The 26,302-nt window shown below is 65.9% G+C and carries 20 protein-coding genes and 1 pseudogene; 12 read left to right on the top strand and 9 right to left on the bottom strand.

Features of this window, described 5'->3' with window-relative positions; genetic code table 11:
* Positions 1–83 precede the first annotated feature (83 nt).
* From CSC94_RS15680 to pyc, 10 genes are all read left to right on the top strand, one after another.
* Positions 84–977: a dihydrodipicolinate synthase family protein gene (locus tag CSC94_RS15680; protein ID WP_099307312.1), complete on the top strand. Its 894-nt coding sequence runs from the start codon at positions 84–86 to the stop codon at positions 975–977.
* 12 nt (positions 978–989) lie between these two features.
* Positions 990–2,237, top strand: coding sequence for an NAD(P)/FAD-dependent oxidoreductase (locus tag CSC94_RS15685; protein WP_099307313.1), 1,248 nt, complete (start codon positions 990–992; stop codon positions 2,235–2,237).
* A gap of 11 nt (positions 2,238–2,248) precedes the next feature.
* Positions 2,249–3,250 (top strand): 4-hydroxyproline epimerase, encoded by a 1,002-nt coding sequence (locus CSC94_RS15690; RefSeq protein WP_099307314.1) that lies wholly within the window; start codon positions 2,249–2,251, stop codon positions 3,248–3,250.
* Between the two features lie 319 nt (positions 3,251–3,569).
* Positions 3,570–4,505, top strand: coding sequence for an ABC transporter permease subunit (locus CSC94_RS15695; RefSeq protein ID WP_099307315.1), 936 nt, complete (start codon positions 3,570–3,572; stop codon positions 4,503–4,505).
* Positions 4,505–5,947 carry a high-affinity branched-chain amino acid ABC transporter permease LivM gene (gene livM / locus CSC94_RS15700; RefSeq protein ID WP_165784456.1) on the top strand — a complete coding sequence of 481 codons (1,443 nt, stop codon included), beginning with the start codon at positions 4,505–4,507 and terminating at the stop codon, positions 5,945–5,947. Before CSC94_RS15695 ends, livM begins: the two co-directional genes overlap by 1 nt.
* Before the next feature lie 2 nt (positions 5,948–5,949).
* The gene (locus tag CSC94_RS15705; protein ID WP_245408378.1) at positions 5,950–7,392 is read left to right on the top strand and encodes an ATP-binding cassette domain-containing protein; all 1,443 of its coding nucleotides are present in this window, start codon (positions 5,950–5,952) and stop codon (positions 7,390–7,392) included.
* On the top strand, positions 7,389–8,123 hold the full coding sequence (locus tag CSC94_RS15710) for an ABC transporter ATP-binding protein (RefSeq protein ID WP_245408379.1): 735 nt from the start codon (positions 7,389–7,391) through the stop codon (positions 8,121–8,123). The genes CSC94_RS15705 and CSC94_RS15710 overlap by 4 nt, the downstream gene beginning before the upstream one ends.
* Before the next feature lie 51 nt (positions 8,124–8,174).
* Positions 8,175–8,525, top strand: coding sequence for a DUF6867 family protein (locus CSC94_RS15715; protein WP_099307316.1), 351 nt, complete (start codon positions 8,175–8,177; stop codon positions 8,523–8,525).
* A 190-nt stretch (positions 8,526–8,715) separates the two neighbouring features.
* Positions 8,716–9,813: a branched-chain amino acid ABC transporter substrate-binding protein gene (locus CSC94_RS15720; RefSeq protein ID WP_099307317.1), complete on the top strand. Its 1,098-nt coding sequence runs from the start codon at positions 8,716–8,718 to the stop codon at positions 9,811–9,813.
* Between the two features lie 214 nt (positions 9,814–10,027).
* The gene (gene pyc / locus CSC94_RS15725; RefSeq protein WP_099307318.1) at positions 10,028–13,489 is read left to right on the top strand and encodes a pyruvate carboxylase; all 3,462 of its coding nucleotides are present in this window, start codon (positions 10,028–10,030) and stop codon (positions 13,487–13,489) included.
* Positions 13,490–13,512: 23 nt separating this feature from the next.
* On the opposite strand, the gene CSC94_RS15730 is transcribed toward pyc, so the two are convergent.
* The gene (locus tag CSC94_RS15730; RefSeq protein ID WP_099307420.1) at positions 13,513–14,409 is read right to left on the bottom strand and encodes a LysR family transcriptional regulator; all 897 of its coding nucleotides are present in this window, start codon (positions 14,407–14,409) and stop codon (positions 13,513–13,515) included.
* A 105-nt stretch (positions 14,410–14,514) separates the two neighbouring features.
* On the opposite strand from CSC94_RS15730, the gene CSC94_RS15735 reads away from it, so the two are divergent.
* On the top strand, positions 14,515–15,471 hold the full coding sequence (locus tag CSC94_RS15735) for an NmrA family NAD(P)-binding protein (RefSeq protein ID WP_099307319.1): 957 nt from the start codon (positions 14,515–14,517) through the stop codon (positions 15,469–15,471).
* 101 nt (positions 15,472–15,572) lie between these two features.
* Here CSC94_RS15735 and CSC94_RS15740 read toward each other — a convergent pair whose 3' ends face one another.
* From CSC94_RS15740 to CSC94_RS15770, 7 genes and pseudogenes are all read right to left on the bottom strand, one after another.
* Positions 15,573–15,965: a GFA family protein gene (locus tag CSC94_RS15740; RefSeq protein WP_099307320.1), complete on the bottom strand. Its 393-nt coding sequence runs from the start codon at positions 15,963–15,965 to the stop codon at positions 15,573–15,575.
* Positions 15,966–16,056: 91 nt separating this feature from the next.
* A complete protein-coding gene (locus CSC94_RS15745) occupies positions 16,057–16,206 on the bottom strand; it encodes a DUF3309 family protein (RefSeq protein ID WP_099307321.1) in 150 nt (49 codons plus the stop codon).
* 456 nt (positions 16,207–16,662) lie between these two features.
* A pseudogene (locus CSC94_RS15750) lies at positions 16,663–19,710 on the bottom strand (efflux RND transporter permease subunit); the annotation flags it as partial.
* A 12-nt stretch (positions 19,711–19,722) separates the two neighbouring features.
* On the bottom strand, positions 19,723–20,874 hold the full coding sequence (locus CSC94_RS15755; RefSeq protein WP_099307323.1) for an efflux RND transporter periplasmic adaptor subunit: 1,152 nt from the start codon (positions 20,872–20,874) through the stop codon (positions 19,723–19,725).
* 249 nt (positions 20,875–21,123) lie between these two features.
* A complete protein-coding gene (locus CSC94_RS15760) occupies positions 21,124–21,765 on the bottom strand; it encodes a hypothetical protein (RefSeq protein WP_099307324.1) in 642 nt (213 codons plus the stop codon).
* An 8-nt stretch (positions 21,766–21,773) separates the two neighbouring features.
* Positions 21,774–24,017 carry a xanthine dehydrogenase family protein molybdopterin-binding subunit gene (locus CSC94_RS15765; protein ID WP_099307325.1) on the bottom strand — a complete coding sequence of 748 codons (2,244 nt, stop codon included), beginning with the start codon at positions 24,015–24,017 and terminating at the stop codon, positions 21,774–21,776.
* Between the two features lie 3 nt (positions 24,018–24,020).
* Positions 24,021–24,479 carry a (2Fe-2S)-binding protein gene (locus tag CSC94_RS15770; protein WP_099307326.1) on the bottom strand — a complete coding sequence of 153 codons (459 nt, stop codon included), beginning with the start codon at positions 24,477–24,479 and terminating at the stop codon, positions 24,021–24,023.
* A gap of 84 nt (positions 24,480–24,563) precedes the next feature.
* On the opposite strand from CSC94_RS15770, the gene CSC94_RS15775 reads away from it, so the two are divergent.
* The gene (locus CSC94_RS15775) at positions 24,564–25,136 is read left to right on the top strand and encodes a TetR/AcrR family transcriptional regulator (protein ID WP_099307327.1); all 573 of its coding nucleotides are present in this window, start codon (positions 24,564–24,566) and stop codon (positions 25,134–25,136) included.
* Between the two features lie 28 nt (positions 25,137–25,164).
* On the opposite strand, the gene CSC94_RS15780 is transcribed toward CSC94_RS15775, so the two are convergent.
* Positions 25,165–26,286, bottom strand: a complete 1,122-nt coding sequence (locus tag CSC94_RS15780) for a patatin-like phospholipase family protein (RefSeq protein ID WP_099307328.1) — start codon at positions 26,284–26,286, stop codon at positions 25,165–25,167.
* Positions 26,287–26,302 lie beyond the last annotated feature (16 nt).

Genomic DNA, 26,302 nt, shown 5'->3' on the forward strand with positions numbered 1-26,302 from the left:
TTCTTTTCTTCGTCTGATATATCAGTGTTGACGGCTTGCGATTTTATCTGATATATCACATGTCAACGACAAGGAGACAAGTCATGTGGCAAGGTGTTTTCCCGGCGGTGACGACCAAGTTCACCGAATCTGACGAGCTCGATCACCCGGAAATGGAGCGCTGCTTCGGGTTGCAGATGGAGGCCGGCTGTGACGGCATCATCGTTGGCGGGTCGCTGGGCGAGGGGCCGATGCTGTCGCCGGAGGAAAAGCTCGCGGTTTTCCAGACGGCCAAGGGCGTCGCCAACGGCAAGCCGGTGCTGATGACGATCAACGAGGCGGGGACCCGCGAAGCCTGCCAGCGTGCCCGCGAGGCCAAGGCGGCCGGGGCGGACGGCCTGATGGTGGTTCCGTCCATGGTCTACCATGCCGACCGCGACGAGGCCGTGGCCGGCCTGCGCGCCGTTGCCGAGGCCGGCGACCTTCCGGTGATGATCTATTCCAACCGCATCGCCTATCGGGTCGATGTGACCGTCGACATGATGGAGGAACTGGCCGAGGACTGGCGTTTCATCGCCGTCAAGGAGAGCTCCGACGACATTCGCCGGGCGACCGACATCATCAACCGGCTGGGCGACCGGTATGACCTGTTCACGGGCGTCGACAACCTGGCGTTCGAGGCGCTCTGCGTTGGCGCCGTGGGCTGGGTGGCCGGTCTGGTCACGGCCTTCCCGCGCGAGACGGTGGCGATCTACCAGCTGATGAAGCAGGGGCGCCAGACCGAAGCGCTGGAGATCTACCGCTGGTTCCGGCCATTGCTGGACCTCGACGTTTCCAGCTACCTGGTGCAGAACATCAAGCTGGCAGAGGTTCATGCCATCGGAACGAATGACCGCGTGCGCGGGCCGCGGCGGCCGCTGGCCGGCGAGCGGCGGGCGCAGGTCGAGGCGGTGATCCGCGCCGCGCTCGAACGCCGCCCGGTTCTGCCCGATTTCTGACAGGTGAATGCGATGGCGGACGGCAAACCCTCGATCCTGATCGTTGGCGGCGGAATCGTCGGTTCCGCCAGTGCCGCGCTGCTGGCCGCCGAGGGCCATGCGGTGACGATCGTCGACCGGTCCGGGGTCTGCGAGGAAACCAGCGCGGGCAATGCCGCTGCCTTTGCATTCTCCGACCTCCTGCCGCTGGCGCAGAAGGGCATGCTGCGACAGGTGCCCGGCTGGCTGCTCGATCCGCTGGGCCCATTGTCCATCCCGCCGCGCTACCTGCTCTCCATCCTGCCGTGGCTGGTCCGCTTTCTCGCGGCCGGCCGCCCGGGCCGGTTCGAGGCCGCGCTCAGTGCCCAGGCCAACCTGATGGGCCTGGCGCGCCGCGAATGGGAGACGCTGACGGCACTGACGGAAACGGAAGGGTTCCTGCGGCGCGACGGCTGCCTGGAGCTTTATGACAGTGAGGGAAGCTTCCGGGCGGCACAGGCGGGGTACGCAGCGCGCGAGCGCCATGGCGTGGCCTTCGAGGTTGTCGGGAAGGCGCAACTCGGCGAATTCCAGCCCGGACTGTCTGACCAATTCGCCAAGGGCGTGTTCGTTCCCGGCTGGATGACCGTGTCGGACCCGCAACTGTTCGGAAAGGCACTGTTCGACCACGCGCGATCAAACGGCGCCCGCCTGGTGAAGGAAACGGTGCGGGAGATCGCGGTGACCGGCGGCCGTCCGGCCGCCGTGCTTGCAGACGGGCGCGGGCTGGAAGCCGATCGCCTGGTGATCGCCGCCGGGGCCTGGTCGCACAGGCTGACCGCGGCGCTGGGCGACCCGGTCCCGCTTGAAACCGAACGCGGCTACAACACGACGCTTCCCGTGGGCGCGTTCGATCTCAAGCGTCAGCTCGTCTTCTGCGACCACGGGTTCGTGGCGACGCCGCTGGAGACGGGCCTGCGCATCGGCGGTGCGGTGGAACTGGGCGGTCTCGACCTGGCGCCAGACTACCGGCGCAGCCGCGCCATGCTGGACAAGGCAAGGCGCTTCCTGCCCGGCCTCAAGACGGAGGGCGGACGGGAGTGGATGGGATACCGGCCGTCGCTGCCCGATTCGCTGCCGGTGATCGGCGCGGCAGCCAAGGCGCCGGGCATCGTCTATGCCTTCGGTCACGGCCATCTCGGCCTGACGCAGGCCGCTGCCACGGCGCGGCTTGTGCGCGACCTCGTTTGCGGGCAGGCTCCTGCCATCGACCTTTCGCCCTATTCGCCCAAGCGTTTCTGAAAGCCGCAGCCATGGCGCGCCATTCCTTTTTCTGCATCGACGGCCATACCTGCGGCAACCCGGTCCGGCTCGTGGCGGGCGGCGGGCCGCTGCTCGACGGCGCCACCATGATGGACCGGCGGATGGATTTCCTCGCCCGTCACGACTGGATCCGCACCGGGCTGATGTTCGAGCCGCGCGGACACGACATGATGTCGGGTGCCATTCTCTATCCGCCGACGCGACCGGACTGCGATGTCGGCGTCCTCTATATCGAGACGTCGGGCTGCCTGCCGATGTGCGGGCACGGCACGATCGGCACGGTGACCATGGCCGTCGAGCACGGGCTGGTCCGTCCGCGCATTCCCGGCGTGCTGATGCTGGACACGCCGGCCGGGCCGGTGAAGGCGGAATACGCCATGGAAGGCGAATACGTGCGGGAGGTGCGGCTGACCAACGTGCCGGCCTACCTGCACGCGACCGGCTGGGAGGTGGACTGCCCTGTGCTCGGGCGCCTGACCGTCGATGTCGCCTACGGGGGAAATTTCTACGCCATCGTCGAACCGCAGGCGAATTATCGCGACATGGCGGACCATTCGGCGGCCGACCTGATCGCCTGGAGTCCGGTCATCCGGCAGCGGCTCAACGAGGCCTATACGCTGGCGCATCCGGACAGGCCCGAGATCAACCGCGTTACCCATGTGCTGTGGACCGGAAAGGCGACGGTGGAGGGCGCGGATGCACGCAATGCCGTCTTCTACGGCGACAAGGCGATCGACCGCAGCCCTTGTGGGACCGGAACCTCGGCGCGCATGGCGCAACTGGCCGCGCGGGGCGACCTGAAGCCCGGCGACACGTTCGTGCACGAATCCATCATCGGTTCGCTTTTCCATGGCCGTGTCGAAGGGGAAGCCACGGTCGGCGGGCGGGCCGGCATCATTCCGTCGATTGCCGGCTGGGCGGTCATGACGGGGCTGAACACGATCTTCATCGACGACCGCGATCCGTTTTCGAAAGGGTTTTCGGTTGTTTGACAGCGAAGGACCTGTGGCAGTCCGTTTGCCCTGCATTTGCAAGAAGATTGCAACAGATCTTCTGATCGTGCAAAATTCTGCGAAACTTCAGCCTTCTAAACAGCAAGGATGCAAGGACTTCCCGGAGGTCCGGTGCTAGGAATTTTGAAAATGCCGCACACAGCGGCGGGGAGGCATGCGGCGCGCGGCGCAGACAAGACCGGCCTGGCCAAAGCCGGTTGTGTTGTGACGGCGAGCCGTTAAGAATAACAAACTGGTCCGGCGCCCAGGGGCGCTTCCGGACTGTCCGACAGAGGCAGCCGGGAAACAGGGGAACGGCATGGAATATTTCGTTCAGCAGCTCATCAACGGGCTGACGCTCGGCTCGATCTACGGGCTGATCGCGATCGGCTACACGATGGTGTACGGCATCATCGGCATGATCAACTTCGCCCATGGCGACATCTTCATGGTCGGCTCGTTCATCGCGCTGGCGCTGATCGTCGCCATCGGCCTGACGGCGGCGTCCAGCACCGGCTTCATCATCCTGGCCCTGCTGATCGTGCTGATCATCTCGATGGTCTTCACCGCGGCCTGGGGCTGGACAGTGGAGCGGCTGGCCTACCGGCCGCTGCGCGGATCGTTCCGCCTGGCGCCGCTGATCACCGCCATCGGCATGTCGATCGTGCTGCAGAACTTCGTGCAGGTGACGCAGGGCGCGCGCGTCAAGCCGCTCCAGCCGATCATCTCCGGCGGCGTGACGCTGATGGAAGGCGTGACCGAGAACGGCCCGATCGTCGTGCAGCTCTCCTACATGCAGATGCTGATCATCGCGCTGACGACGGCGCTGATGATCGGGTTCACGTTGCTGATCAACAAGACGTCGCTCGGGCGGGCGCAGCGGTCCTGCGAGCAGGACCAGAAAATGGCGGCGCTGCTTGGCGTGAACGTCGACCGCACGATCTCGCTGACCTTCGTGATGGGGGCGGCGCTGGCTGCCGTCGCGGGCCTGATGTTCCTGCTGCTCTACGGCGTGATCGACTTCTACATCGGCTTCCTGGCGGGCGTGAAGGCGTTCACCGCGGCCGTTCTCGGCGGTATCGGCTCGCTGCCCGGCGCCATGCTCGGCGGGCTGCTGATCGGGCTGATCGAGGTGTTCTGGTCGGGCTATTTCACCGTTGAATACAAGGACGTGGCAGCCTTCTCGATCCTCGCGATCGTGTTGATCTTCCTGCCCTCGGGCCTGCTCGGCAAACCGGAAGTGGAGAAGGTCTGATGGTGCACCAGCCTACCGAAACCACGACGCCGGAAGGCGCCCAGCGGCTGGACGAGGAGCGCGCCGCCGCGCCGGAAATCGTGCCCGCCAAGGATCCCAACTCGATGGCGGAGTCGCTCAAGGACGCCTTCATGGCCGCGCTGCTGGCCGGCGTGCTGGGCTTCTTCTTCCTCGGGCTTCGTACGGACATCGCGCCGGGCGGCCTGGTGATGACGACCCGCTGGGGGCTGTTCATCACGGCGGTCCTGATCGTTTTCGCCGGTCGGCTGGCGCTCAACATCTTCGTGTTCAAGACACACAAGCCGGTGACGCGCACCGTTGCTGCGGCTGCCAGCGACAACACGCGCTCGCTGGAGCGTGTTGCATGGTGGCTCAAGCGCATCCTGTTCGCCTTCGCGCTCGTGCTGCCCTTCTTCTTCACCTATTTTTTCCCGCAGCGGGACCGGCAGTTCATCGACCTCGCCATCCTGATCATGACCTACATCATGCTCGGCTGGGGCCTGAACATCGTCGTCGGCCTGGCGGGTCTGCTCGATCTCGGCTACGTCGCCTTTTACGCGGTCGGGGCCTATTCCTTCGCGCTGCTGGCCGAGCATTTCGGCCTCGGTTTCTGGATGGCCCTGCCGCTGGCGGGCATCCTGGCGGCCTTCTGGGGCATGATCCTGGGCTTCCCGGTGCTGCGGTTGCGCGGCGACTACCTGGCCATCGTGACGCTGGCCTTCGGGGAGATCATCCGCGTGGTGCTTTTGAACTGGTACCAGTTCACCGGTGGCCCGGACGGCATTTCGGGCATTCCGAAGCCGACGTTGTTCGGCCTGGAGTTCAAGCGCGGGGCCGGCGGGTTCGCCGACTTCTTCGGCATCGCCTACGACCCGATCCAGCGCTTCATCTATCTCTACTACATCATCTTCATCCTCGCGATCATCACCAACCTGGTCACCATGCGGATGCGCAAGATGCCGATCGGGCGGGCCTGGGAAGCGCTGCGCGAGGACGAGATCGCCTGCCGGTCGCTGGGCATCAACACGACCAACACGAAGCTCACCGCCTTCGCGCTGGGCGCCATGTTCGGCGGTTTCGCCGGGTCGTTCTTCGCAACCCGGCAGGGCTTCATCTCGCCGGAAAGCTTCACCTTCCTGGAATCGGCGATCATCCTGGCGATCGTGGTGCTGGGCGGCCTCGGCTCGCAGATCGGCGTCGTCATTGCCTCGGTGGCGATGATCGGCGGTATCGAACTGCTGCGCAACCTGGGCTTCCTGCAGCATGTCTTCGGCGCCGGGTTCGACCCGACCCAGTATCGCATGCTGATCTTCGGCCTCGCCATGGTCGGCATCATGGTCTGGAAGCCGCGCGGCCTGGTCTCGACGCGTGATCCATCGGCCGTGCTGAAGGAAAAGAAGAAAATCGGCGCCGACATGGTGGCGCAGGGCGAGGGGCACTGATCATGGCTGAGGCGATGGATATCAAGGCCGCCGGCGCAACCGCGAACTGGGACGCCGACCCGGTCCTGACCGTGGAGCATCTGACGATGCGCTTCGGCGGACTTGTGGCGATCAACGACCTTTCCTTCAACGTCGGGCGCGGCGACATCACCGCGCTGATCGGCCCGAACGGCGCCGGCAAGACGACGGTCTTCAACTGCGTCACCGGTTTCTACAAGCCGACCGAGGGGCGCATCGTGATGCGTCACGGGCCGGGCCGCCAGTCGGAGGCCGTCGAGACGCTGACGGACACCAACCGGCAGTGGGACCGGACGGCCAACGGCGCGGTGTACCTGCTGGAGCGCATGCCCGATTTCGAGATCTCGGCGCATGCCAAGGTGGCCCGCACGTTCCAGAACATCCGCCTGTTCAGCGGCATGACGGTGCTGGAAAACCTCCTGGTGGCCCAGCACAACATGCTGATGAAGGCATCCAACTTCACCGTCGGCGGCCTTCTCGGGTTGTCCGGTTACCGCAAGGCGGAGAAATCGGCCATCGACAAGGCGGTTTACTGGCTGGAACAGACGAACCTGATCGAGCGTGCCGACGATCCGGCGGGCGACCTTCCGTATGGCGCGCAGCGGCGGCTGGAAATCGCCCGCGCGATGTGTTCGAACCCGCACCTGCTGTGCCTCGACGAGCCGGCAGCGGGCCTCAACCCGCGCGAGTCGGCCGACCTGAACGACCTGCTCCAGTACATTCGCAGGGAGCACAAGACCTCGGTGCTGCTGATCGAGCATGACATGGGCGTGGTGATGGAAATCTCCGACCACATCGTGGTGCTCGACTACGGCCAGAAGATCTCCGACGGCGATGCGGAATCGGTGCGCAACGATCCGAAGGTGATCGCGGCCTATCTCGGCGTCGATGACGAGGAGGAGATCGAGGATCCCGAGATCATCAGCGATCTCAAGGGATCGAAGGATGGCGCGAAGCCGGCATCGGCCGACAAGCCGCAATCGCCGGTGGCGGCCATGAGCGCCCATGCGGCAACCGGGCAGATGCCGGGCGCGGCGGCCGCTGCCAAGGACGCGGAGCCGGAAGCCAGGGCGACCAAGGCGGACACCGCTGGCAGCGACCTGCCCGGTGACCGGCCGGCGTCCCTGGATGCACCGCAGGGCGACGCCGACAACCTGACGCGCATCAAGGGTATCGGCCCGGGCAACGAAAAGAAGCTGAATGCGCTCGGCATCTACCACTTCTCCCAGATCGCGGCGTGGACGCCTTCGGAAGTGCAATGGGTCGGTGCCTATCTCGCCTTTCCCGGGCGGATCGAGCGCGAGGACTGGACCGGGCAGGCCAGCCAGCTCGCCGCGGGCGGCGATACGGAGTTTTCCAGGCGTGTCGATGCCGGGAAGGTGTCCACCAGCCGTGCGGGCAAGGGCAAGACGGGAGGCAAGGCATGAGCGACCAGACCGACCTGATGCTCCAGGTGCGCGGCGTCGAGACCTATTACGGCAAGATCATCGCCCTGAAGGGCGTGGACGTGGATGTGCATCGCGGCGAGATCGTCACGCTGATCGGCGCCAACGGCGCCGGCAAGTCGACGCTGATGATGACCATCTGCGGCAATCCTCAGGCGCGGACCGGCCAGATCGTCTATGACGGCCAGGACATCACCACGATGCCGACGCACGAGATCATGCGCATGGGGATCGCGCAGTCGCCGGAGGGCCGGCGCATCTTCCCGCGCATGACGGTGATGGAAAACCTGCAGATGGGCGCCTCGCTGGTCGACGAGAAACATTTCGACGACGACCTGAAGAAGGTGTTCGACCTGTTCCCGCGTCTCAAGGAGCGTATCTCGCAGCGCGGCGGCACGCTGTCCGGCGGCGAGCAGCAGATGCTGGCCATAGCCCGTGCCCTGATGAGCCGGCCCAAGCTGCTGCTGCTCGACGAGCCGTCGCTGGGCCTGGCACCGCTGATCGTCAAGCAGATCTTCGACGCCATCCGCGACCTGAACCGCAACGAGCAGCTCACCGTCTTCCTGGTCGAGCAGAACGCCTTCCACGCGCTCAAGCTCGCTCATCGCGGCTATGTCATGGTCAATGGCGTGATCACGATGACGGGGACGGGACAGGAACTTCTCAAGCGCGAGGAAGTGCGCGCGGCCTATCTCGAAGGCGGCCGCCACTGAACGGCGTCCGCAACCACCAGTTACCGGCGGCAAACGCCGGAGGGGAACACCATGGAACACACACCATCGCTGCTCTGGGAAGTCACCTTCTTCGAATTCTTCGTGGTCACCTGCGTGCTGGGCGGCGGGGCTGCCTGGATGACCGGGCGCGCCGTGGCCAACACCTGGAAACCGATGGCGAGCTTCGGGCTGTACATCCTGCTGCTGGCTGCGGCAGTTCGTTTCATCCACTTCTCGCTCTTCCAGGGTAGCCTGATCGCGCCGTGGTACTACATGGTCGACCTGATCGTCCTGGCGATCATCGGCTATGGCGGCTACCGCTACACCCGCGCGGGCCAGATGGCCGAACAATACCGGTTCACATTCGACCGCAGCGGGCCTTTTGCCTGGCGGCGGCGCTGACGACCCGTTCTGCCTATCGGGTTAATCCTGATGAAAAAAGAAGCAAAAACAGTTTGGCAGAACGCTTTATTTCCTTTCCGTTTTGGGCTTTGATGCCTCTCAAGCGGACGGGCAATCCGCACAGCCGGCAGCCGGACCATCACCCGCCGCGCCGGCCGTAAAACTTTCAAGGGTGCAAATGGGAGTCATCATGAAAAAAGCACTTCTTGCTGGCGTCGCGCTCAGCTTTGCGTTTTCCACTCCGGTCCTGGCCGACATTATCATCGCGACCGCGGGTCCGATGACCGGCCAGTACGCGTCCTTCGGCGAACAGATGAAGACCGGTGCCGAACAGGCCGTGGCCGACATCAATGCCGCCGGCGGCGTGAACGGCGAAATGCTGAAGCTGCAGGTCGGCGACGATGCCTGCGATCCGAAGCAGGCCGTTGCCGTTGCGAACCAGTTCGCCGGCGAGGGCGTCGTCTTCGTGGCCGGTCACTTCTGCTCGGGTTCCTCGATCCCGGCGTCGGCCGTGTACGCGGACGAAGGCATCGTGCAGATCTCGCCGGCCTCGACCAACCCGAAGTTCACCGACGAGCGCCCCGGCCCGGGCATCTACCGCGTCTGCGGCCGCGATGACCAGCAGGGCGAAGTTGCCGGCAAGTACCTGATGGACCACTTTGCCGACAAGAAGATCGCCTTCATCCACGACAAGACCGCCTACGGCAAGGGTCTCGCCGATGCGACGATGGCGGCTTTCGAAGCCAACGGCGGCAAGCCGGCCCTTTACGAAGCCTACACGGCCGGTGAAAAGGACTACTCGGCGCTCATCTCCAAGCTCAAGGCCGAAGGCATCGGCGTTCTCTACGTCGGTGGCTACCACACCGAGGCCGGCCTGATGGCCCGCCAGGCCAAGGAGCAGGGCATGGACCTGCAGCTGGTCTCCGGTGACGCGCTGGTGACCGACGAGTACTGGGCGATCACCGGCGATGCCGGCGAAGGCACGCTGATGACCTTCTCGCCGGATCCGCGCGGTTACCCGGAAGCCAAGGCCGTGGTGGACAAGCTGGAAGCTGCCGGCAAGACCACCGAGGGCTACGTGCTCTACACCTATGCTGCCATCCAGACCTGGGCCGACGCCGTGAAGGCCGCCGGTTCGACCGACTTCGACGCCGTCACCAAGGCGCTGAACGAGGGCAAGTTCAACACGGTTCTCGGCGAACTGTCCTTCGACGACAAGGGCGACGTGACGCTGCCGGGCTACGTGTTCTACGAATGGCATGACGGCAAGTACAACCAGATGAAGTGATCGACCCGGTCACCTGATCGACAAGACCCGGCCCCTTCGCGGGGCCGGGTTTTTTATTGCCGGCTGCCGGCAGGATCCAACATTTGGACGGGGCCCGATTTTGGCTCTGGCATTCTCCGGCAAAGAACTCTACGACTTAACGATCGTTTTGCATTGCAGCACGGCCTGCGTTATAAAATGCAGACTTCAACCGATTTAAACGGAGAGCTTCGCCTTGGCCATCCGCAAGATTCTCGTCGCCAACCGGTCCGAAATCGCCATCCGCGTATTCCGCGCGGCCAACGAACTGGGCATGAAAACCGTCGCGATCTGGGCCGAGGAGGACAAGTATTCGCTGCACCGGTTCAAGGCCGACGAGAGCTACCAGATCGGCCGCGGCCCGCACCTTGAGCGCGAACTCGGACCCATCGAGGCCTACCTGTCGATCGACGAGGTCATCCGGGTGGCAAAGCTCTCCGGCGCCGACGCGATCCATCCCGGCTACGGCCTGCTTTCCGAAAGCCCGGAATTCGCCGAGGCCTGCGCCGACAACGGCATCATCTTCATCGGGCCGCGGCCCGATACCATGCGGCGGCTCGGCAACAAGGTGGCGGCACGCAACCTTGCCGTCGAGATCGGCGTGCCGGTCGTGCCGGCGACGGAACCCTTGCCGGACGACATGGACCAGGTCCGTGCCATGGCGGAGGCGGTCGGCTTTCCGGTCATGCTCAAGGCATCCTGGGGCGGTGGCGGACGCGGCATGCGCGTCATCCGCTCGGAAAAGGACCTTGCGCGCGAGGTGACGGAAGCCAAGCGGGAAGCCAAGGCCGCCTTCGGCAAGGACGAGGTCTACCTCGAGAAACTCGTCGAACGGGCCCGTCACGTGGAAGTCCAGGTGCTCGGCGACACGCATGGCAATGCGGTCCACCTGTTCGAGCGTGACTGCTCCATCCAGCGGCGCAACCAGAAGGTCGTTGAACGCGCTCCGGCGCCCTACCTCGACGACGCCAAGCGGAAGGAACTGCCCGGCTACGCGCTGAAGATCGCCGGTGCGACCGATTACGTTGGCGCAGGGACGGTCGAATTCCTGATGGATGCGGACACCGGCGCGTTCTACTTCATCGAAGTGAACCCGCGCATCCAGGTGGAACACACGGTGACCGAGGAGGTCACCGGGATCGATATCGTCAAGGCGCAGATCCACATCCTCGAGGGCGCGGCCATCGGGACACCGGCCTCCGGCGTTCCGGCGCAGGAAAACATCTGGCTCAACGGCCATGCCCTGCAGTGCCGCATCACGACAGAAGACCCGGAGCAGAACTTCATCCCCGACTACGGGCGGATCACCGCCTATCGCGGCGCGACCGGGTTCGGGATCCGGCTGGACGGCGGCACCGCCTATTCGGGTGCGGTGATCACGCGCTACTACGATCCGCTGCTGGAAAAGGTGACGGCCTGGGCGCCGACGCCGGAGGAGGCGATCCTGCGCATGGATCGCGCGCTGCGCGAGTTCCGCATCCGCGGCGTCGCGACCAACCTGACGTTCCTGGAAGCCATCATCGGGCATCCGAAGTTCCGCGACAATTCCTACACCACCAAGTTCATCGACAACACGCCGGAGCTGTTCGACCAGGTGAAACGGCGGGACCGCGCCACCAAGCTGCTCAACTATCTCGCCGACGTTTCGGTCAACGGGCACCCCGAGGCGCGCGGGCGCCCCGAACCCAAGGCGGACGCGGCGGCGCCGATCGTTCCCTTCATCGGCGGCGACGTACCGGAGGGGACCAAGCAGCGGCTGGACCGCGACGGACCGGAGAAGTTCGCCGAATGGATGCGCGGCGAAACGCGGGTGCTGATGACCGACACGACCATGCGCGACGGTCACCAGTCGCTGCTGGCCACCCGCATGCGGACGCATGACATCGCCCGCGTCGCCGGGACCTATGCCCGTGCGCTGCCACAACTGCTGTCGCTGGAATGCTGGGGCGGGGCGACGTTCGACGTTTCCATGCGCTTCCTGACCGAGGATCCGTGGGAGCGGCTGGCGCTGGTCCGCGAAGGCGCGCCGAACCTGCTGCTCCAGATGCTGCTGCGGGGGGCGAACGGTGTCGGCTATACCAACTATCCCGACAACGTGGTGAAACACTTCGTTCGCCAGGCTGCTGCCGGCGGCGTCGATCTCTTCCGAGTCTTCGACTGCCTGAACTGGGTGGAGAACATGCGCGTGTCGATGGACGCGGTCCGCGAGGAAGGCAAGCTGTGCGAGGCGACGATCTGCTACACCGGCGACCTGCTCGACGGCAGCCGGCCGCAGTACGACCTGAAATACTACCTCGGTCTTGCGCGCGAACTGGAAGCGGCGGGCGCGCATATCATCGCGGTCAAGGACATGGCGGGGCTGCTGAAGCCGGCCGCGGCGCGTGTGCTGTTCAAGGCGCTGCGCGAGGAAACCGGACTGCCGATCCATTTCCACACCCATGACACGTCCGGCATCTCGGCGGCGACGGTGCTGGCGGCCGTGGACTCGGGCGTCGATGCCGTCGACGCGGCCATGGATGCGCTGTCGGGCAACACGTCTCAGCCCTGCCTCGGCTCCATCGTCGAGGCCCTCAAGGGGTCGGAGCGCGACCCCGGTCTCGATCCGGAATGGATCCGGCGCATTTCCTTCTACTGGGAGGCGGTGCGCAACCAGTACGCGGCCTTCGAAAGCGACCTGAAGGGGCCCGCGTCCGAGGTCTACCTGCACGAAATGCCGGGCGGGCAGTTCACCAACCTGAAGGAGCAGGCCCGTTCGCTGGGGCTGGAAACGCGCTGGCACGAGGTGGCGCGGGCCTATCACGATGCCAACCTGATGTTCGGCGACATCGTCAAGGTCACGCCCTCGTCCAAGGTGGTGGGCGACATGGCGCTGATGATGGTCAGCCAGGACCTGACGGTGGCTGACGTGGAAAACCCGTCCAAGGATATCGCCTTTCCGGACTCCGTCGTTTCGATGCTGAAAGGCGATCTCGGCCAGCCGCCCGCGGGATGGCCGGCCGGCCTGCAGAAGAAGGCGCTCAAGGGCGACGCGGCCTATACCGTCCGCCCCGGCGCGCTGCTGGAGGACGCCGACCTCGACGCGCTGCGCAAGGAACTGGCGGAAAAGCTCGACCGCGACGTCAGCGAGTTCGAGTTTGCCTCGTGGCTGATGTATCCGAAGGTCTTCACGGATTTCGCCCTGGCGTCGGAGGACTATGGCCCGGTCAGCGTGTTGCCGACCCCGGTCTATTTCTACGGCATCGAGCCGGAGCAGGAGATCTTCGTCGACCTGGAAAAGGGCAAGACGCTGGTGATCCGGTGCCTGGCCATCGGCGAGACCGACGAGACCGGCATGCGCACGGTGTTCTTCGAACTGAACGGCCAGCCGCGCCGCGTCAGGGTGCCGGACCGCATCCACGGCGCCTCGGCCGCCAAGGCACGGCCCAAGGCGGAGGCAGGCAACGAGACCCATGTCGGCGCGCCGATGCCCGGCGTCATCTCGACGATCGCTGTCGCAGCCGGCCAGGCGGTGAAGGCGGGCGACGTGCTGGTCTCCATCGAGGCCATGAAGATGGAGACGGCGCTCCATGCCGAGCGCGACGGCACGATTGCCGAGGTGCTCGTGCACGCCGGCGACCAGATCGACGCTAAGGACCTGCTGGTGCGTTTCGAGGCCTGACGCCTTCTCGCCGGCGCGGCGGTTCAGGCGCCGGTGGCCAGCGGCAGGGCCGACAACGCCGCGGCTAGGAAGTCGTATGCGCGGCGGATGCGCAGGCTCGTCCGCAATTCGCGGTGCACGGCAAGATGCATGTGCAGCGGCGGCAATGGCAGGTCAGGCAGGATGCGCACGACGCGGGGAGATTGCAGCCCGGCGTAAAGCTGGTTGAACCCGATCCCGGCACCGGCCTCCACCATCCGCCAGTGCAGCACCTGGTCGTCGGTTCGCACCGGGAAGAAGTCGCGCGTGAGCTTCCAGCCCATGGCCTGGAAGCCCTGGATGATCAGGTCGTCCCGGTCGTAACCGACGATGGCGTGATGCAGCAGGTCCTCGGGCGCTTGAAGCGGCGGCGCATTTTCCAGGTAGGAGGGCGACGCAAAGGCCCCCATGGCCACGACGGCGATCTTCTTCGAAATCAGTTCCGCCTGCGCCGGTTCGGTCATGCGGATGGCGATGTCGGCGTCGCGCGTCAGCAGGTTCTGGATCTGGTTGGAGGCGACGATTTCCACCTGCAAGCCGGGTTCGGCCCTGCGCAGGGCCGTGACAATGTCCGGCAGGAGAAGGTGGGCGACGATCTGGCTGGCGGCTATGCGCACCGTGCCGGCCACCTCCTGCGAAGCTCCCGTCGCTGTCATCGAAAGCGCGGCCGTGTCGGCAGCGATGCGGCGGGCGTGATCCAGCAGGGCCGAGCCGGCGTCGGTCAGGATCATGCCGCGGGGGATGCGTTCGAACAGGGTCACGCCGAGCCGGTCTTCCAGTTCCGTGACATGGCGGCCAAGGGTGGGCTGGCTGGCCTTCAGGCGCCGCGCGGCGGCCGAGAGCGAACCGGTTTCGGCCACGGCCAGGAAGCTCTTGATCAGGTTCCAGTCGAAATCGTCCATCGCCAACCCATACATTTATGAATAGACATTCTGCATATTCTGCGAATTTTCATTCATTGATAGCGTGATTAGATTTCTCCCATCAAGAGATGAAGGAGCGAAATCATGTCAACCATCGCAATCATCGGCGCCGCCGGACACATCGGGTACGCGTCATCGGAAGCCTTCGCGCGGGCCGGCTGGACCGTGAAGGCCGTCGGGCGCGGCAAGCGGGTCCACGAGATGCCGGCCGGCGTCACGCCGGTCCAGGGCGATGCCTTCGACCGGGCCAGCCTGACCGCGGCAACCGCCGGGGCCGACGTCATCCTGCATGCCGCCAACCCGCCCTATGACAAGTGGGAAATGACCGTCCTGCCGATGATGGAAAACGCGATCGCGGCCGCGAAGGCGCATGGCGCAACCCTGATGCTGCCGGGCAATATCTACAATTTCGGCGTCGAGATCGGGCTGGACGTGGCGGAGGATGCCCCGCAGATCCCGTCGACCGGCAAGGCGCGGATCCGCATTGCCATGGAAGAGCGGCTGGCCCGCGCGGCGCGGGAAGAGGGGGTGCAGGTGATCATCCTGCGCGCCGGCGACTTCTTCGGCGGTCCGAAGGGCGGCACCTGGATGGACATGATGATCCTGAAGGACCTGAAGAAGAACACGTTCACCTGGCCCGGTCCCTGGGATATGCCGCATGCGTTTGCCTATCTGCCGGACCTGGCGCAGGCCTTCGTGGCGCTGGCCGACAAGCGCGGCACGCTTGGCCGGTTCGAGCGGTTTCATTTCGCCGGGCACACGCTGACCGGCGAGGAAATGCAGGCGGCTGCGGAAGCGGCGAGCGGCCGCAAGCTGAAGCGCGCCAACGTGAACTGGATGGTGCTGAAGCTCGCCGGCCTGTTCATGCCGGTGGTGCGCGAGGTGATCAAGATGAGCTACCTGTGGCGGACGGCGCATTCGCTGGACGGATCGCACCTGGAAGCGACCGTCGGGCCGCTGCCCACGACCCCGCCGGCAAAGGCGCTCGCCGAAGCCATCGCCGCCCAGAACCTGGATGGCGCGACGAAGCTGGCCGCGTAACATCACAGCCCCTTTGAAAAGCGGCGGCGGACCGGGCAGGTCTGCCGCCGCTGTTTTTTCCGGGTCATGCCGGTGCCGCGTGTGCCTGTCCGAGGACCGCCTCAGTCTTCCCGCCTGCCGTTGGGCGGCCTGTCCCGCTCGTAGTGATGGGCGAGGGGAAACGGCGGCAGCCAGGCTTCGCGGCGCACGGTCCACAGTTCGTAGGTCGGCCGGAAGCGATCCGGAGCATCCAGCGACCCGAGGTTCACCTCGACCTCGTCGCCACTGCAGCCGAACACGGTCGAGCCGCAGCGCGGGCAGAAGAACCGTCCGGCATAGTCCCGCGTTTCTCCCGTGATCGTCACGGCTTCGCGCGGGAAGATCGCGGAGGCATGGAACAGAGCGCCGTGATGCTTGCGGCAATCCATGCAATGGCACAACCCGACACGGTGGGGGTGTCCCGTTGCCTCGATCCGTACCTCGCCACACAGGCAACCGCCCGTCACTTTCTCCATCACACACCTCCGGGGCCGCGAAGCGATGACAGTGTCATGTCCGGCGCTTCGGCGATACCCGGGTTGCCAGGCGCCCGTGGACGCCAGCGCGTCAGATGCGCCCCAGCAGCATCAGGATGACGACGATCAGCAGGATCGTGCCGACGATGCCCATCGGTGCGACGCCGAAGCGGCCGCGTGCCGGGATGGCACCGATCAGCAGCAGGACGAGAATGATGAGGAGAATGGTGCCAAGCGACATCGGGTGTTCCCTTTCCGGTTTTCAAACGGAAATGAAACGCCGCTTCGCGCGTGTTGGTTCCCGGGGAAGAGCCGGCTCATGCCGATGGGCCCGGGCAAGGACCCATCGGGATCATTCTGCCGCCTTGGGTGCTTCCATGGGGCCTTCGCCGGTTTCGCCTTCCGCCTGATCGTCGGCGGTGGCCGAGGTGTCCTCCCCTTCGGCGCCCTGCGCGGGAAGCAGGCCGAGCCACCGACGCACCCTGGTGTTCTTCCACAAGAGCCGTGTCAGGAGGAGTGCGACGGCAAGCGCCCCGGCGGCCAGGGCCAGGCGGGACGATCCCTGCAAGGCGGCGAAGCCGGCCGCCACGGCCAGGCCAGCGCCGGCCCAGAGGCCCAGCGTGGCAAGCACGGCCAGCGTGAAGCGCAGCGGGCGCTGGCGCAGGGAGCGGAAGAAGGCCGTGACGCTGGAATCATGCGAGCGGGTGGCGATCATCAGCATCGACGGGGTGACGATCAGCGTCAGCACCGTGGAGAAGGCGAGGCCGAACACGATGGCCGACGACAGCGAGATCCACCATTGCGTCGAGGGCGCGCCGATGGTCGTTTCGTGGTTCATCAGTTCCAGGTTCCAGCCGAAGGCGATCGGCAGCACGCCGAGAATGGCCGTCACGGCGGTGAGCATGACCGGGCGCACGCGCTCGCGGCAGGTCTGGATGATGGCTTCCACCTTGTCCATGCCCTGCTCGTGGCGCAGGTGATCATAGGTGTCGATGAGCACGATGTTGTTGTTCACCACGACGCCGGCCAGCGCGATGATGCCGATCCCGGTCATGACGACGCCGAAGGGCTGGCCCATGATCAACAGGCCCAGCAGGACGCCGATGGTGGACATGATCACGGCCGTCAAGACAAGGCCGACCGACAGGAAGCGGTTGAACTGGGCCAGCAGCACGGTGAAGATCAGCGCCATGGCGGCGCCGAACGCCTTGGTGAGGAACTCGCCGGCGGCCTTCTGCTCCTCGTCCTCGCCGGCCAGCTTCCAGCGGATGCCGCGGCTGGCCAGGTCCAGCCCGTCCATCTTGGCGACGACGGCCTGGCGCACCTTGTCGGCCTGCACGCCCTCGGTGATGTTGGCCTGGACGGTGACGGTGCGGGTGCCGTCGATCCGGTTGAGCGTGCCCGTGCGGTGGGCCGCCTTGCGGGTGACGAAGTTGGAGATCGGCACGGCGCCCTGCGCGGTCTGGATGCGCAACTGGTCGAGCGTCGCCAGCGTCCGGCGGTCCTCCGGCAGGCGCAGGCGGATATCGACCGAATCGTCGGCGCCGGCGGGGCGGTAATCCGACAGTTTCAGGCCGGTGGTGACGAGCTGGACGACGGTGCCGACCGAGGCGGGGCCGACGCCGTAGCGGGCGGCCAGCGTGCGGTCGACCTGCAGTTCCCAGTCAATGCCGGGGGAGGGCAGGCCGTCGGAAATGTCGATCGTGTCGGGCACCGTCTTCAGCATGGCGGCGACCTCGCGGGCGGCATCGTTCAGCCCGGCCGGATTGTCGGCCGACAGGCGAAGCTGGATGGCCTTGCCGGTGGGCGGGCCGGCCTGCGGCACGGATACCTCGATGTCGACGCCGGGGATGCCGCGCATGGCCACGCGCAGATCCGCCAGGATGTCGGTGGCCGGCTTGCGCTCGCGCCAGTCGATGAACTCGTACTGGATCACGCCGACGACATCCTCGGCGACCTGTGCGCCCCCGCCGCCCTGGACGGAGCCGACGCGGGTGTAGACGGTCTTGATCCCCGGCCAGCCGAGGATCCGCTTCTCCGCCTCACGGGTGGCCGCGTCCTGCTCTTCCAGTGACAGGTTGCCGCGCGCATGCACATAGAGCAGGCCGTATTCCGGCTCGACGGAGGGGAAGAATTCCACGCCGGAGCCGTATTTGCCGTAGGCCATGGGCACGGCGACGAGCAGGCCGACGGCGGTGATCATCACCAGGAACGGATGGCGGATGGCGCGCTTGACCGTCCACATGTAGAGGCCGTCGCGGCCGGGCCCTTCCTCCTTAACCGGCCTGGCGATCATGGCGCCCAGCGTGGGCGTGAAGATCAGCGCGTAGACCAGCGAGGCCGACAGCGTGGCGATCAGGGTGATCGGCATGTATTTCATGAACTCGCCGACGGTGCCCGGCCAGAACAGCAGCGGCGAGAAGGCGGCGATGCGGGTCATGGTGGAGGCGACGACGGGGCCCGCCATGCGCTGGGCGGCCATGGCGAAGGCCTCCTGCTTGCCCATGCCCTCGCTCATGCGCCGCTCGGCGAACTCGGTGACGATGATGGCATCGTCGACCAGCATGCCGACGGCCAGGATGAGGCTGAACAGGACGACGATGTTGACCGTCAGCCCGGCCAGCGAAAGGCCGAGAATGCCCATCAGGAAGGAGGCCGGGATGGCGAGGCCGATCAGCATCGAGGCGCGGCCGGACAGCGCGTAGAGGATGACGATGAAGACCAGGATGACGGCGGTCAGCACCGAGTTCTGCAGGTCTCCCAGGAGCTGGCGGATCGTCGTCGACTTGTCCTGGCTGAAGGCGATCTCGGCGCCGGGCGGCAACAGTTTTTTGAAGCTGGTCGCCACGGTCTTCACCGCGTCCACCGTTTCCACCAGGTTGGCACCGGTGCGCTTGGAGACCTCGATGGCGATGGCCGGCTTGCCGTTCAGCCGGGTAATGGTGGTCGCGTCCTTGAAGGTGGAGCGGATGGTAGCGAGGTCCTGGGCACGGACGACCGCGTTCGGCCCGGCCACGATGGGCAGGTTGGCGACGTCTTCCACCGTCTCGATGAGCGAGGGAACCTTGACGGCATACTTGCCCTCGTCGCCCTGCAACTGGCCGGCGGCGACCAGCGAGTTGTTGGCGTTGACGCCGGCGATCATCTGGTCGAGCCGCAGCCCGTAGGAGGACAGCTTGACGGGATCGATGATGACCTCGACCAGGTCGTCGCGGGCGCCGCGCAGGTCGGCATTGAGGACGCCGGTCACTTCCTCGATCCTGTCGCGCAGTTCGCGGGCGGCGGCAGTCAGGGCGCGTTCCGGCACATCGCCCGAAAGGGTGACGACGAGAACCGGGAATTCCGAAATGTTGACCTCGTTGACGCTGGGCTCGTCAGCGCCGGAGGGAAGGTCGGGCTTGGCGTCGTTGACCTTGTTGCGGACATCGACGAGCGCCTTGTCGAGGTTGGCGCCGGCCTGGAACTCGACGATGACGTTGCCGCCGCCCTGGTAGGCGGTGGAGCGCATCTCCTTGATGCCCGTGATGCTCTTCAGCCGGGTCTCGACCGGCCGCAGCAGCAGGCGCTCGGAATCCTCCGGCGAGATGCCCTGGTAGCTCAGCGAGACGTAGATGATGGGAATCTGGATGTCGGGTTCGGCTTCCTTCGGGATGGCGATATAGGCCATCGCTCCCGCCGCCAGCAGGAAGAGCAGAACCGAGATGGTCAGGCGCGCATTGCGGATGGCGTAGCCGACAAAGCCCATGAGGTGTTCCCGTCAGTTGATCGCGCGGCTGCCGACGAGACGGCGCAGCGTGTCCATGTCGGCGGGCACGGCATGAACCTTCTCGCCATCGGTGACGAGGTCCTGCCCGGCAACGATGATGCGCGCATCAGCGGGCACACCGGCCAGAACGAGGCCTTCGGGCGTGTCGTCGATCAGGTCGATCGGGACGAAGGCCGCCTTGTCGTCGGCGGTGGCGATGCGGACGCCGAGGTCGCCGGCATCGGACAGCGTGACGACCGAGCGCGGCAGCTTCACCGCCCTGACGGGGTCGGTCCTGAGCGTGATCTCGGCGGTCATGCCTGCCGGGATGCGGCCGTCGGCATTGGGGATGGCGATCTCGACGGGAAAGGTGCGGGTGGCGGCGTTGGCCTGGCGGGAGATGTAGCGGATCGTCCCCTCCACCGTGTCGCCGGAGATCAGCCGGACGTCGGCCTTGTCGCCCAGCTTGACGTAGCCAAGGTCACGCTCTGAAATCTCGCCGGCGGCGACGATCGGATCGAGCGACAGCAGGGTGGCCACCGGGGCGCCCTGCTGGACGGAACTGCCGAGTTCGACGGAGACCTTGTCGATGACGCCAGAAAAGGGCGCGCGCAGTTCAAAGCGCGCGAGCTCGGCCTGGGCGACCTCGAGCTGCGTGCGGGCCGTGGCGAGGGCGGAGCGGGAATTGTCAAGCTGCAGCTTGGGAAGGCTGCCCTTGTTGGCGAGGCGTTCGGCGGCCTCGAATTCCTTCTGGCGCTGTTCCAGAACGGCCCTGGCGGATTCGACGGCAGCGGCCTTGCCCTCGCTGTCGAGCGAGAGAATGACGTCGCCCTCGCTGACATGATCGCCCTGGGCGACCGGCAGGGCGGTGATGATGCCGGCAGCACGGGTGGCGATGGCGGTCTGCTTGTCGGCCATGGTCTGGCCGGCGATCCGGATGGCGCGACGATGGTCGATGAAGGGCGGGTCGATGACGGCGACCGTCTTCAGGTCGCGCTGCGGGGTCTTCGCGGGCGCGGGCCCCGATGCGGCCGGTTTTGCGGTTTCGCCGGACGGGTCATTGGCCGCAGAGCCGACGGAGGAGAATTCGCCGGTCAGCACCCAGGCCGCAGAGGCCGCCAGGACGACAAAGGCGGCGATCCTGTGAAATGAAAATCGTGACATGGGTTCCCGTCCGTTGCGGCCTTTTCCTGCGCCCTGTTCGCGGCGTTTCGGTGGCGTTCCCGAGGCTATGCGGGAGCGCTCATCGGCAAGGGCCTGCGCAAGCCCGTCTCCATAGCATGCTTGTGCGCCGCACAAAAGGTGCGGGGGCGATCACACTTCTGTTGCCACAGTGCGAAGTCGCGCCATGGTTACGAGGGTACGAACCGCCGGTCGCGGCGGATCATGCACGCCATCGCGCTGCCGGGAACCTCACCGGCCGGGGCAGGGCGTGCCGGCCGCACCCCAGGCGAGGATGTCGTTGACGTGATCCTGAAGCGTGTAGGGAGCCGGCTCGCGGTTTCCGCCCGGTTTCCAGCCCCATCCGATGAACCCGCCGTGCTCGGCATCCTCGACCAGGTGGCGCGCCAGGCCGACGGCGTCGCGCCCGCCGGTGCGATCGGGATCGGAGAGTTGCGCACAGATCTCGTCCTTCGACTGGCCGAACCAGACGAATTCCGCCGGGGCGAGGCGCCAGAAGGCGTTCACCCGCGGCGCTGCGTGAGGCAGGTCATTGGCGCCCTCGCGATCCTCCGACAGCTTGGTATGGCAGGAGGAACAGGCCAGCGCCTCGATCCCGATGCGGCTTTCGCCGGCACGGACGTTCATGCCATGCGCACGGGTCTTGCCGTAGGACGGGCCGGACCACATGGGAATGCCCTCCTGGCCGACATGGCAATTGGCGCAACGGGGATGCGTGACCACTTCGTAGATCCGGTCGAAGGCGGCAAGGCCGTCGCTGGCCGACACCGAGCCTTCGGCTGGCGGGTCGATGGTGGCTGCCTGTCCGGCGGCCAATGCCGGCGCGGTGGCGGCGATGAGCAGCGAAACTGCGGCGATGACAGTGGTTTTCATGGCCGGCCTCACGCGAAATCGACGAACTTGTTGAATGGCATTTCCCGAAGCCTCGTTCCGGTTGCCGCGAAAATGGCCCCGGCCAGCGCCGGGGCGGCAGGAGGCACCGGCGGTTCGCCGATGCCATGGACGCGACTGCCGTTTTCCAGTCCGCGTACCTCGATTTCGGGGCACTGGTAGAACCGCAGCCCCTCGAAGGCGTGGAAATTGGTCTGGTCGGCGATGCCGCCGGTATAGGTGATCTCGCAGTTCATGGCGTGGGCGAGGCCGAAGATGACGCCGCCCTTGACGAGGTTGTCGAAATTGACCGGATCGACGACCGTGCCGACCTCGGCGGCCACCCAGGCCTTGTCGATGCGAATGCCGTTCGGCGTGTCCGTGACCTCGACCACCTCGGCGCAATGGACGCCAAACGACTTCGTGAGGGCCACGCCGCGCCCGCGTTTTTCGCCGGGTCTGGCACTGGTCCAGTTCGACATTCCGGCCACGGCCTCGAGCACCTTGCGGGCAAGCGGATCGTTGCACAGCCGCAGCCGCTCCTGCATCGGGTCGGCACCGGCTGCCTCGACCAGTTCGTCCAGCGCGGCATTGTAGAAGAAGCCGTTGGACGAGGCACCGACCGAGCGCCACGAACTGATCGGCGCGAGATCCGGTGTGCGATAGCCGGTGATGCGCTGGTTGGGAATGGCAAACGGCTGATCCCAAGCGCCGGCCACGATCTGGTTGTCGGGTCCGGCGGTGGACAGGCCCTGGCGCGACATCTGGCTGGCCATGACCGAGGGCATGGCAATGCCGAGGTCCATGGTTTCCACCTTGCCGTCCTTCACCGTGCCGCGCAGGCGCGCCATGGCGATCTGGCGCGGAAAGTCATGGGTCATGTCCTGTTCGCGCGAATAGGTCAGCTTGACCGGTGTGCCCTTCATCTGCACAGCGATCTCGGCGGCCTGCTTGACCACCTCGTCTTCCAGGCGATGCCCGAAGCTGCCACCCATCATGTAGACGTGAACCCGGACCTTCTCCGAGTCCACGCCGGTGATCTTCGCCACGTTGGCCTGGGTGAAGCGGGGGATCTGCGTGCCTGTCCAGACGTCGACGCCGTCGTCGCCGACGCGGACGATCGCGCTGATCGGCTCCAGCGGCGCATGGGCGAGGTAGGGCGCGCGATATTCCGCCTCGACCGGGGCACTTTCGGCAATCGCCGTCTCGACATTGCCGTCGTCGCGGTTGCGGCTGTCCTGGCGGTCGCTGACGAAGGAATCGGCGAGCGCTTTCCAGTGTCCGTCCATGGTGTCCGGAAAGGCCGTCTTGCCCCAGTCGGCCTTCACGGCCTTCGCCGCCTGGAACGCCCGCCAGGTGTTGTCGGCGACGATGCCGACGCCGCCGGTCACCGGGACAACCGCCTTCACACCGCGCATTTTCCCGGCGGCCGAGGCGTCAAAGCCGTTGATCGGCCCGCGCTGGGCCGGGTTCAGCAGCACAGTGGCGTGGACCATGCCGTCGATGCTCTCGTCGATGCCGTAGACCTGGGTGCCGGTGCACTTGGCCACCATGTCGATGCGCTGCATCGGCTTGCCGATCAGGCGCCATTGCGACGGATCGCGCAGGGCGACGTCATTGACCGGTTCGATGGTCGCGGCGATAGGCGCCAGTTCGACATAGGTCACGCGCGAGCCGTCGGGCAGGATGACCTCGCCACGCTCTGTCTTCAACCGGGCGACGGACACGCCGGCCTGCTTTGCCGCGGCGGCTTTCAGGGTCTCGCGCGCCACGGCGCCGGCCCGGCGGAGTTTCTCGAACTGATCCGGCACGGTGGTCGATCCGCCGGTGATCTGCAGGCCGATGAACTTCATGACCGCAGAGAGACCAACCGTTGCAGCCTCCTGCATCATGCCGGCCGAGGGGACCATGAAATCGGCCGCTTCCTCGGCAAGCGCGGTGTTCCAATAGGCCTTCGACGGCGGGCCGGGATCGACGCGGACCTGGTCGAGATCGACGTCGAGTTCCTCGGCCAGTAGCGCCGCCTGGACATGGTACACCCCCTGGCCCTTGTCGGCGCGCGGGGTGATGAGCGTGACGCCGTCGGCATCGATCCTGACGTAGGGCGTGATGGCCGCCTCGCGCTCGCCCAGTCCGTCCAGCAGGGGATTGGCGTAGGGCGTGCGATAACGCCAGGTGCCGAAGGCGACGCCGCCTGCCACGGCGACGGCGCCAACGAGAAGCGTGCGGCGGGTGATTGTCGCGATGCGTCCCATGGATCAGGCTCCCTGGAGCTTGGTGGCAGCGGTTTTCACCGCTTCGCGAATGCGCGGGTAGGTGCCGCAGCGGCAAAGATTGGCCGACATGACGGCGTCGATATCCTCGTCTGATGGTTCGGGATTGCTGTCCAGCAGGGCGGCTGCGGCCATGATCTGGCCGGACTGGCAATAGCCGCACTGGACGACCTGGTGCTCGATCCACGCTGCCTGGACGGCGTGCAATGCCTCCGGCGTACCAAGCCCCTCGATGGTGACGATATCGCCATCGACATCGGCGGCTGCCATCTGGCAGGCGCGTACCGGCATGCCGCCGACATGCACCGTGCAGGCGCCGCACTGGGCGATGCCGCAGCCGTATTTCGTGCCTGTCAGCCCCAGTTCGTCGCGAAGGACCCAGAGCAGGGGCATGTCCGGTTCGACGTCGACCTCGACCGTCTTGCCATTGACCGTCAGTTGCATGGAGCGATCCTCCGTTTCACGTTCTGACATTATTCGTCAAAATGTCAGATTGTCAATGCACGCGATGATGCTTATGCTGTGCCCATGATTCCGGCCGCACAGACAGACAAGCGCGAAACGATCCTGCATTCGGCCATCGGTCAGTTCATGGCCTATGGCTTCTCGCGCGTAACCATGGACGACATCGCCCAGGCAGCGGGCATGTCACGGCCTGCACTCTACCAGTTCTTTCGCAACAAGCAGGCAATTTACGAAGCCGGCGCGACCGCCATGCTGGACCAGTCGCTGGACGTGATGCAGGCGGCGCTGAACCAGGACGGTTCGCCGAAGGCACGGATCGGCGCGGCGATCACCAGGGGTATCCTGGACATGATGGGCCAGATGGAGGCGACGCCGCACGGGGCGGAACTCATCGACATGAAGGGCGGCCTGTCGTCCGGCTGGCTCGACGACTGGAAAGCGCGCAAGATCGCGCTGCTGGCTCCGGTCTACGAGGAAGCCGGGGCCCGGGCGCCGCTGGATGGCGCGGTGCTGGCGACGCAACTTTCCGACTGGCTGGAAGGCATGAAGATGCGGGTGAAGGGCGGCCGTGAACGCGAAGAGGCGCTGGAGCGCTTCCTGGCGATGCAGATGGCGGCGCTTTCGGCCGCCGCCTGACCGGCTTTCCCTTCGCCATTTCCCCCGATCAGTGATGCGGCTGCCGGCGCGCGGCCATGAAATCGCGCACGCGGCGGCCAAGACCGTGCCGGGGAACGGGCGCCATGGCCGGGTCGAGTTCGCCGGAGAGGTCGATGCCGGCACGGTGGCCGACATGGCGGAAATCCTCTTCCAGCCAGTCCTCGGCGGCGGCGCGTCCGAGATCGCGCATGTACTTGAGGAATTCCCACTCGGCGGAAATCTTGGAATCGGCCGACAGGCCGGCCAGCGCCTCGTCGGCATCGATGCGGTGCATGCGGATGTCGCGGTAGTGCTGGTGGCTGATGTTGCCGTTCTCGATCAGCTTCTTGACGAAGGCGATGGCGCGGAACTCGCGCAACAGGGCGGCATTGAAGGTGATTTCCTCGATACGGTTCTGGATCTCGCGCGCGGTCGCCGGCGTCTCGGCGCGGCGGATCGGATTGATCTGCACGAGCAGGACGTCGTCGGTGGTGTTGGTATAGAAGAAGGGAAACAGCGCCGGATTGCCGCCATAGCCGCCGTCCCAGTAGTCCTCGTCGCCGATCCGCACCGGCTGGAAGATGGTGGGCAGGCAGGCCGACGCCATCACCGTGTCGGCATCGATGTGGCCGTCGGTGAAGACCTTCAACTGGCCTGTCTGGACGCTGGTCGCGGAGATGAACAGGGTCATGCTCTCGCAGGCGCGGACGTTGTCGAAGTCGATCTCGGTTTCGACGACCTCGCGCAGCGGATTGATGCCAAGCGGATTGGCCATGGCCGGCGAGACCATGCGCGACATGAAATCGAAGACCATGTAGGCGGGATTGTTGGCGACCGACCAGTTGCCCAGCAGCATGTCCCACGGCGTGCGCTGGAAAGGCGAGAAGCGCCCCTTCATGCCGACGGCGCGCCAGAAGGCACCGAGGCGTTCGCGCGCGCCCTCGCGGCCGCCACGCACCCAGCCGTCGGCCAGAGCGACGGCATTCATCGCACCGGCGGATGTGCCGGAAACGGCATCGAAGGCGATGCGGTCGTCCTCCAGCAGGCGGTCGAGGACGCCCCAGGTGAAGGCGCCGTGCGAGCCGCCGCCCTGGAGCGCGAGGTTCACGGGCCTGGATTGCGGTCCGGTCTTGCCGTTGCCCTTCGCCATGATGCCATGTCCCTTC

This window comes from Zhengella mangrovi, from assembly GCF_002727065.1.
GTDB classification, from domain to species: Bacteria; Pseudomonadota; Alphaproteobacteria; order Rhizobiales; family Rhizobiaceae; genus Zhengella; species Zhengella mangrovi.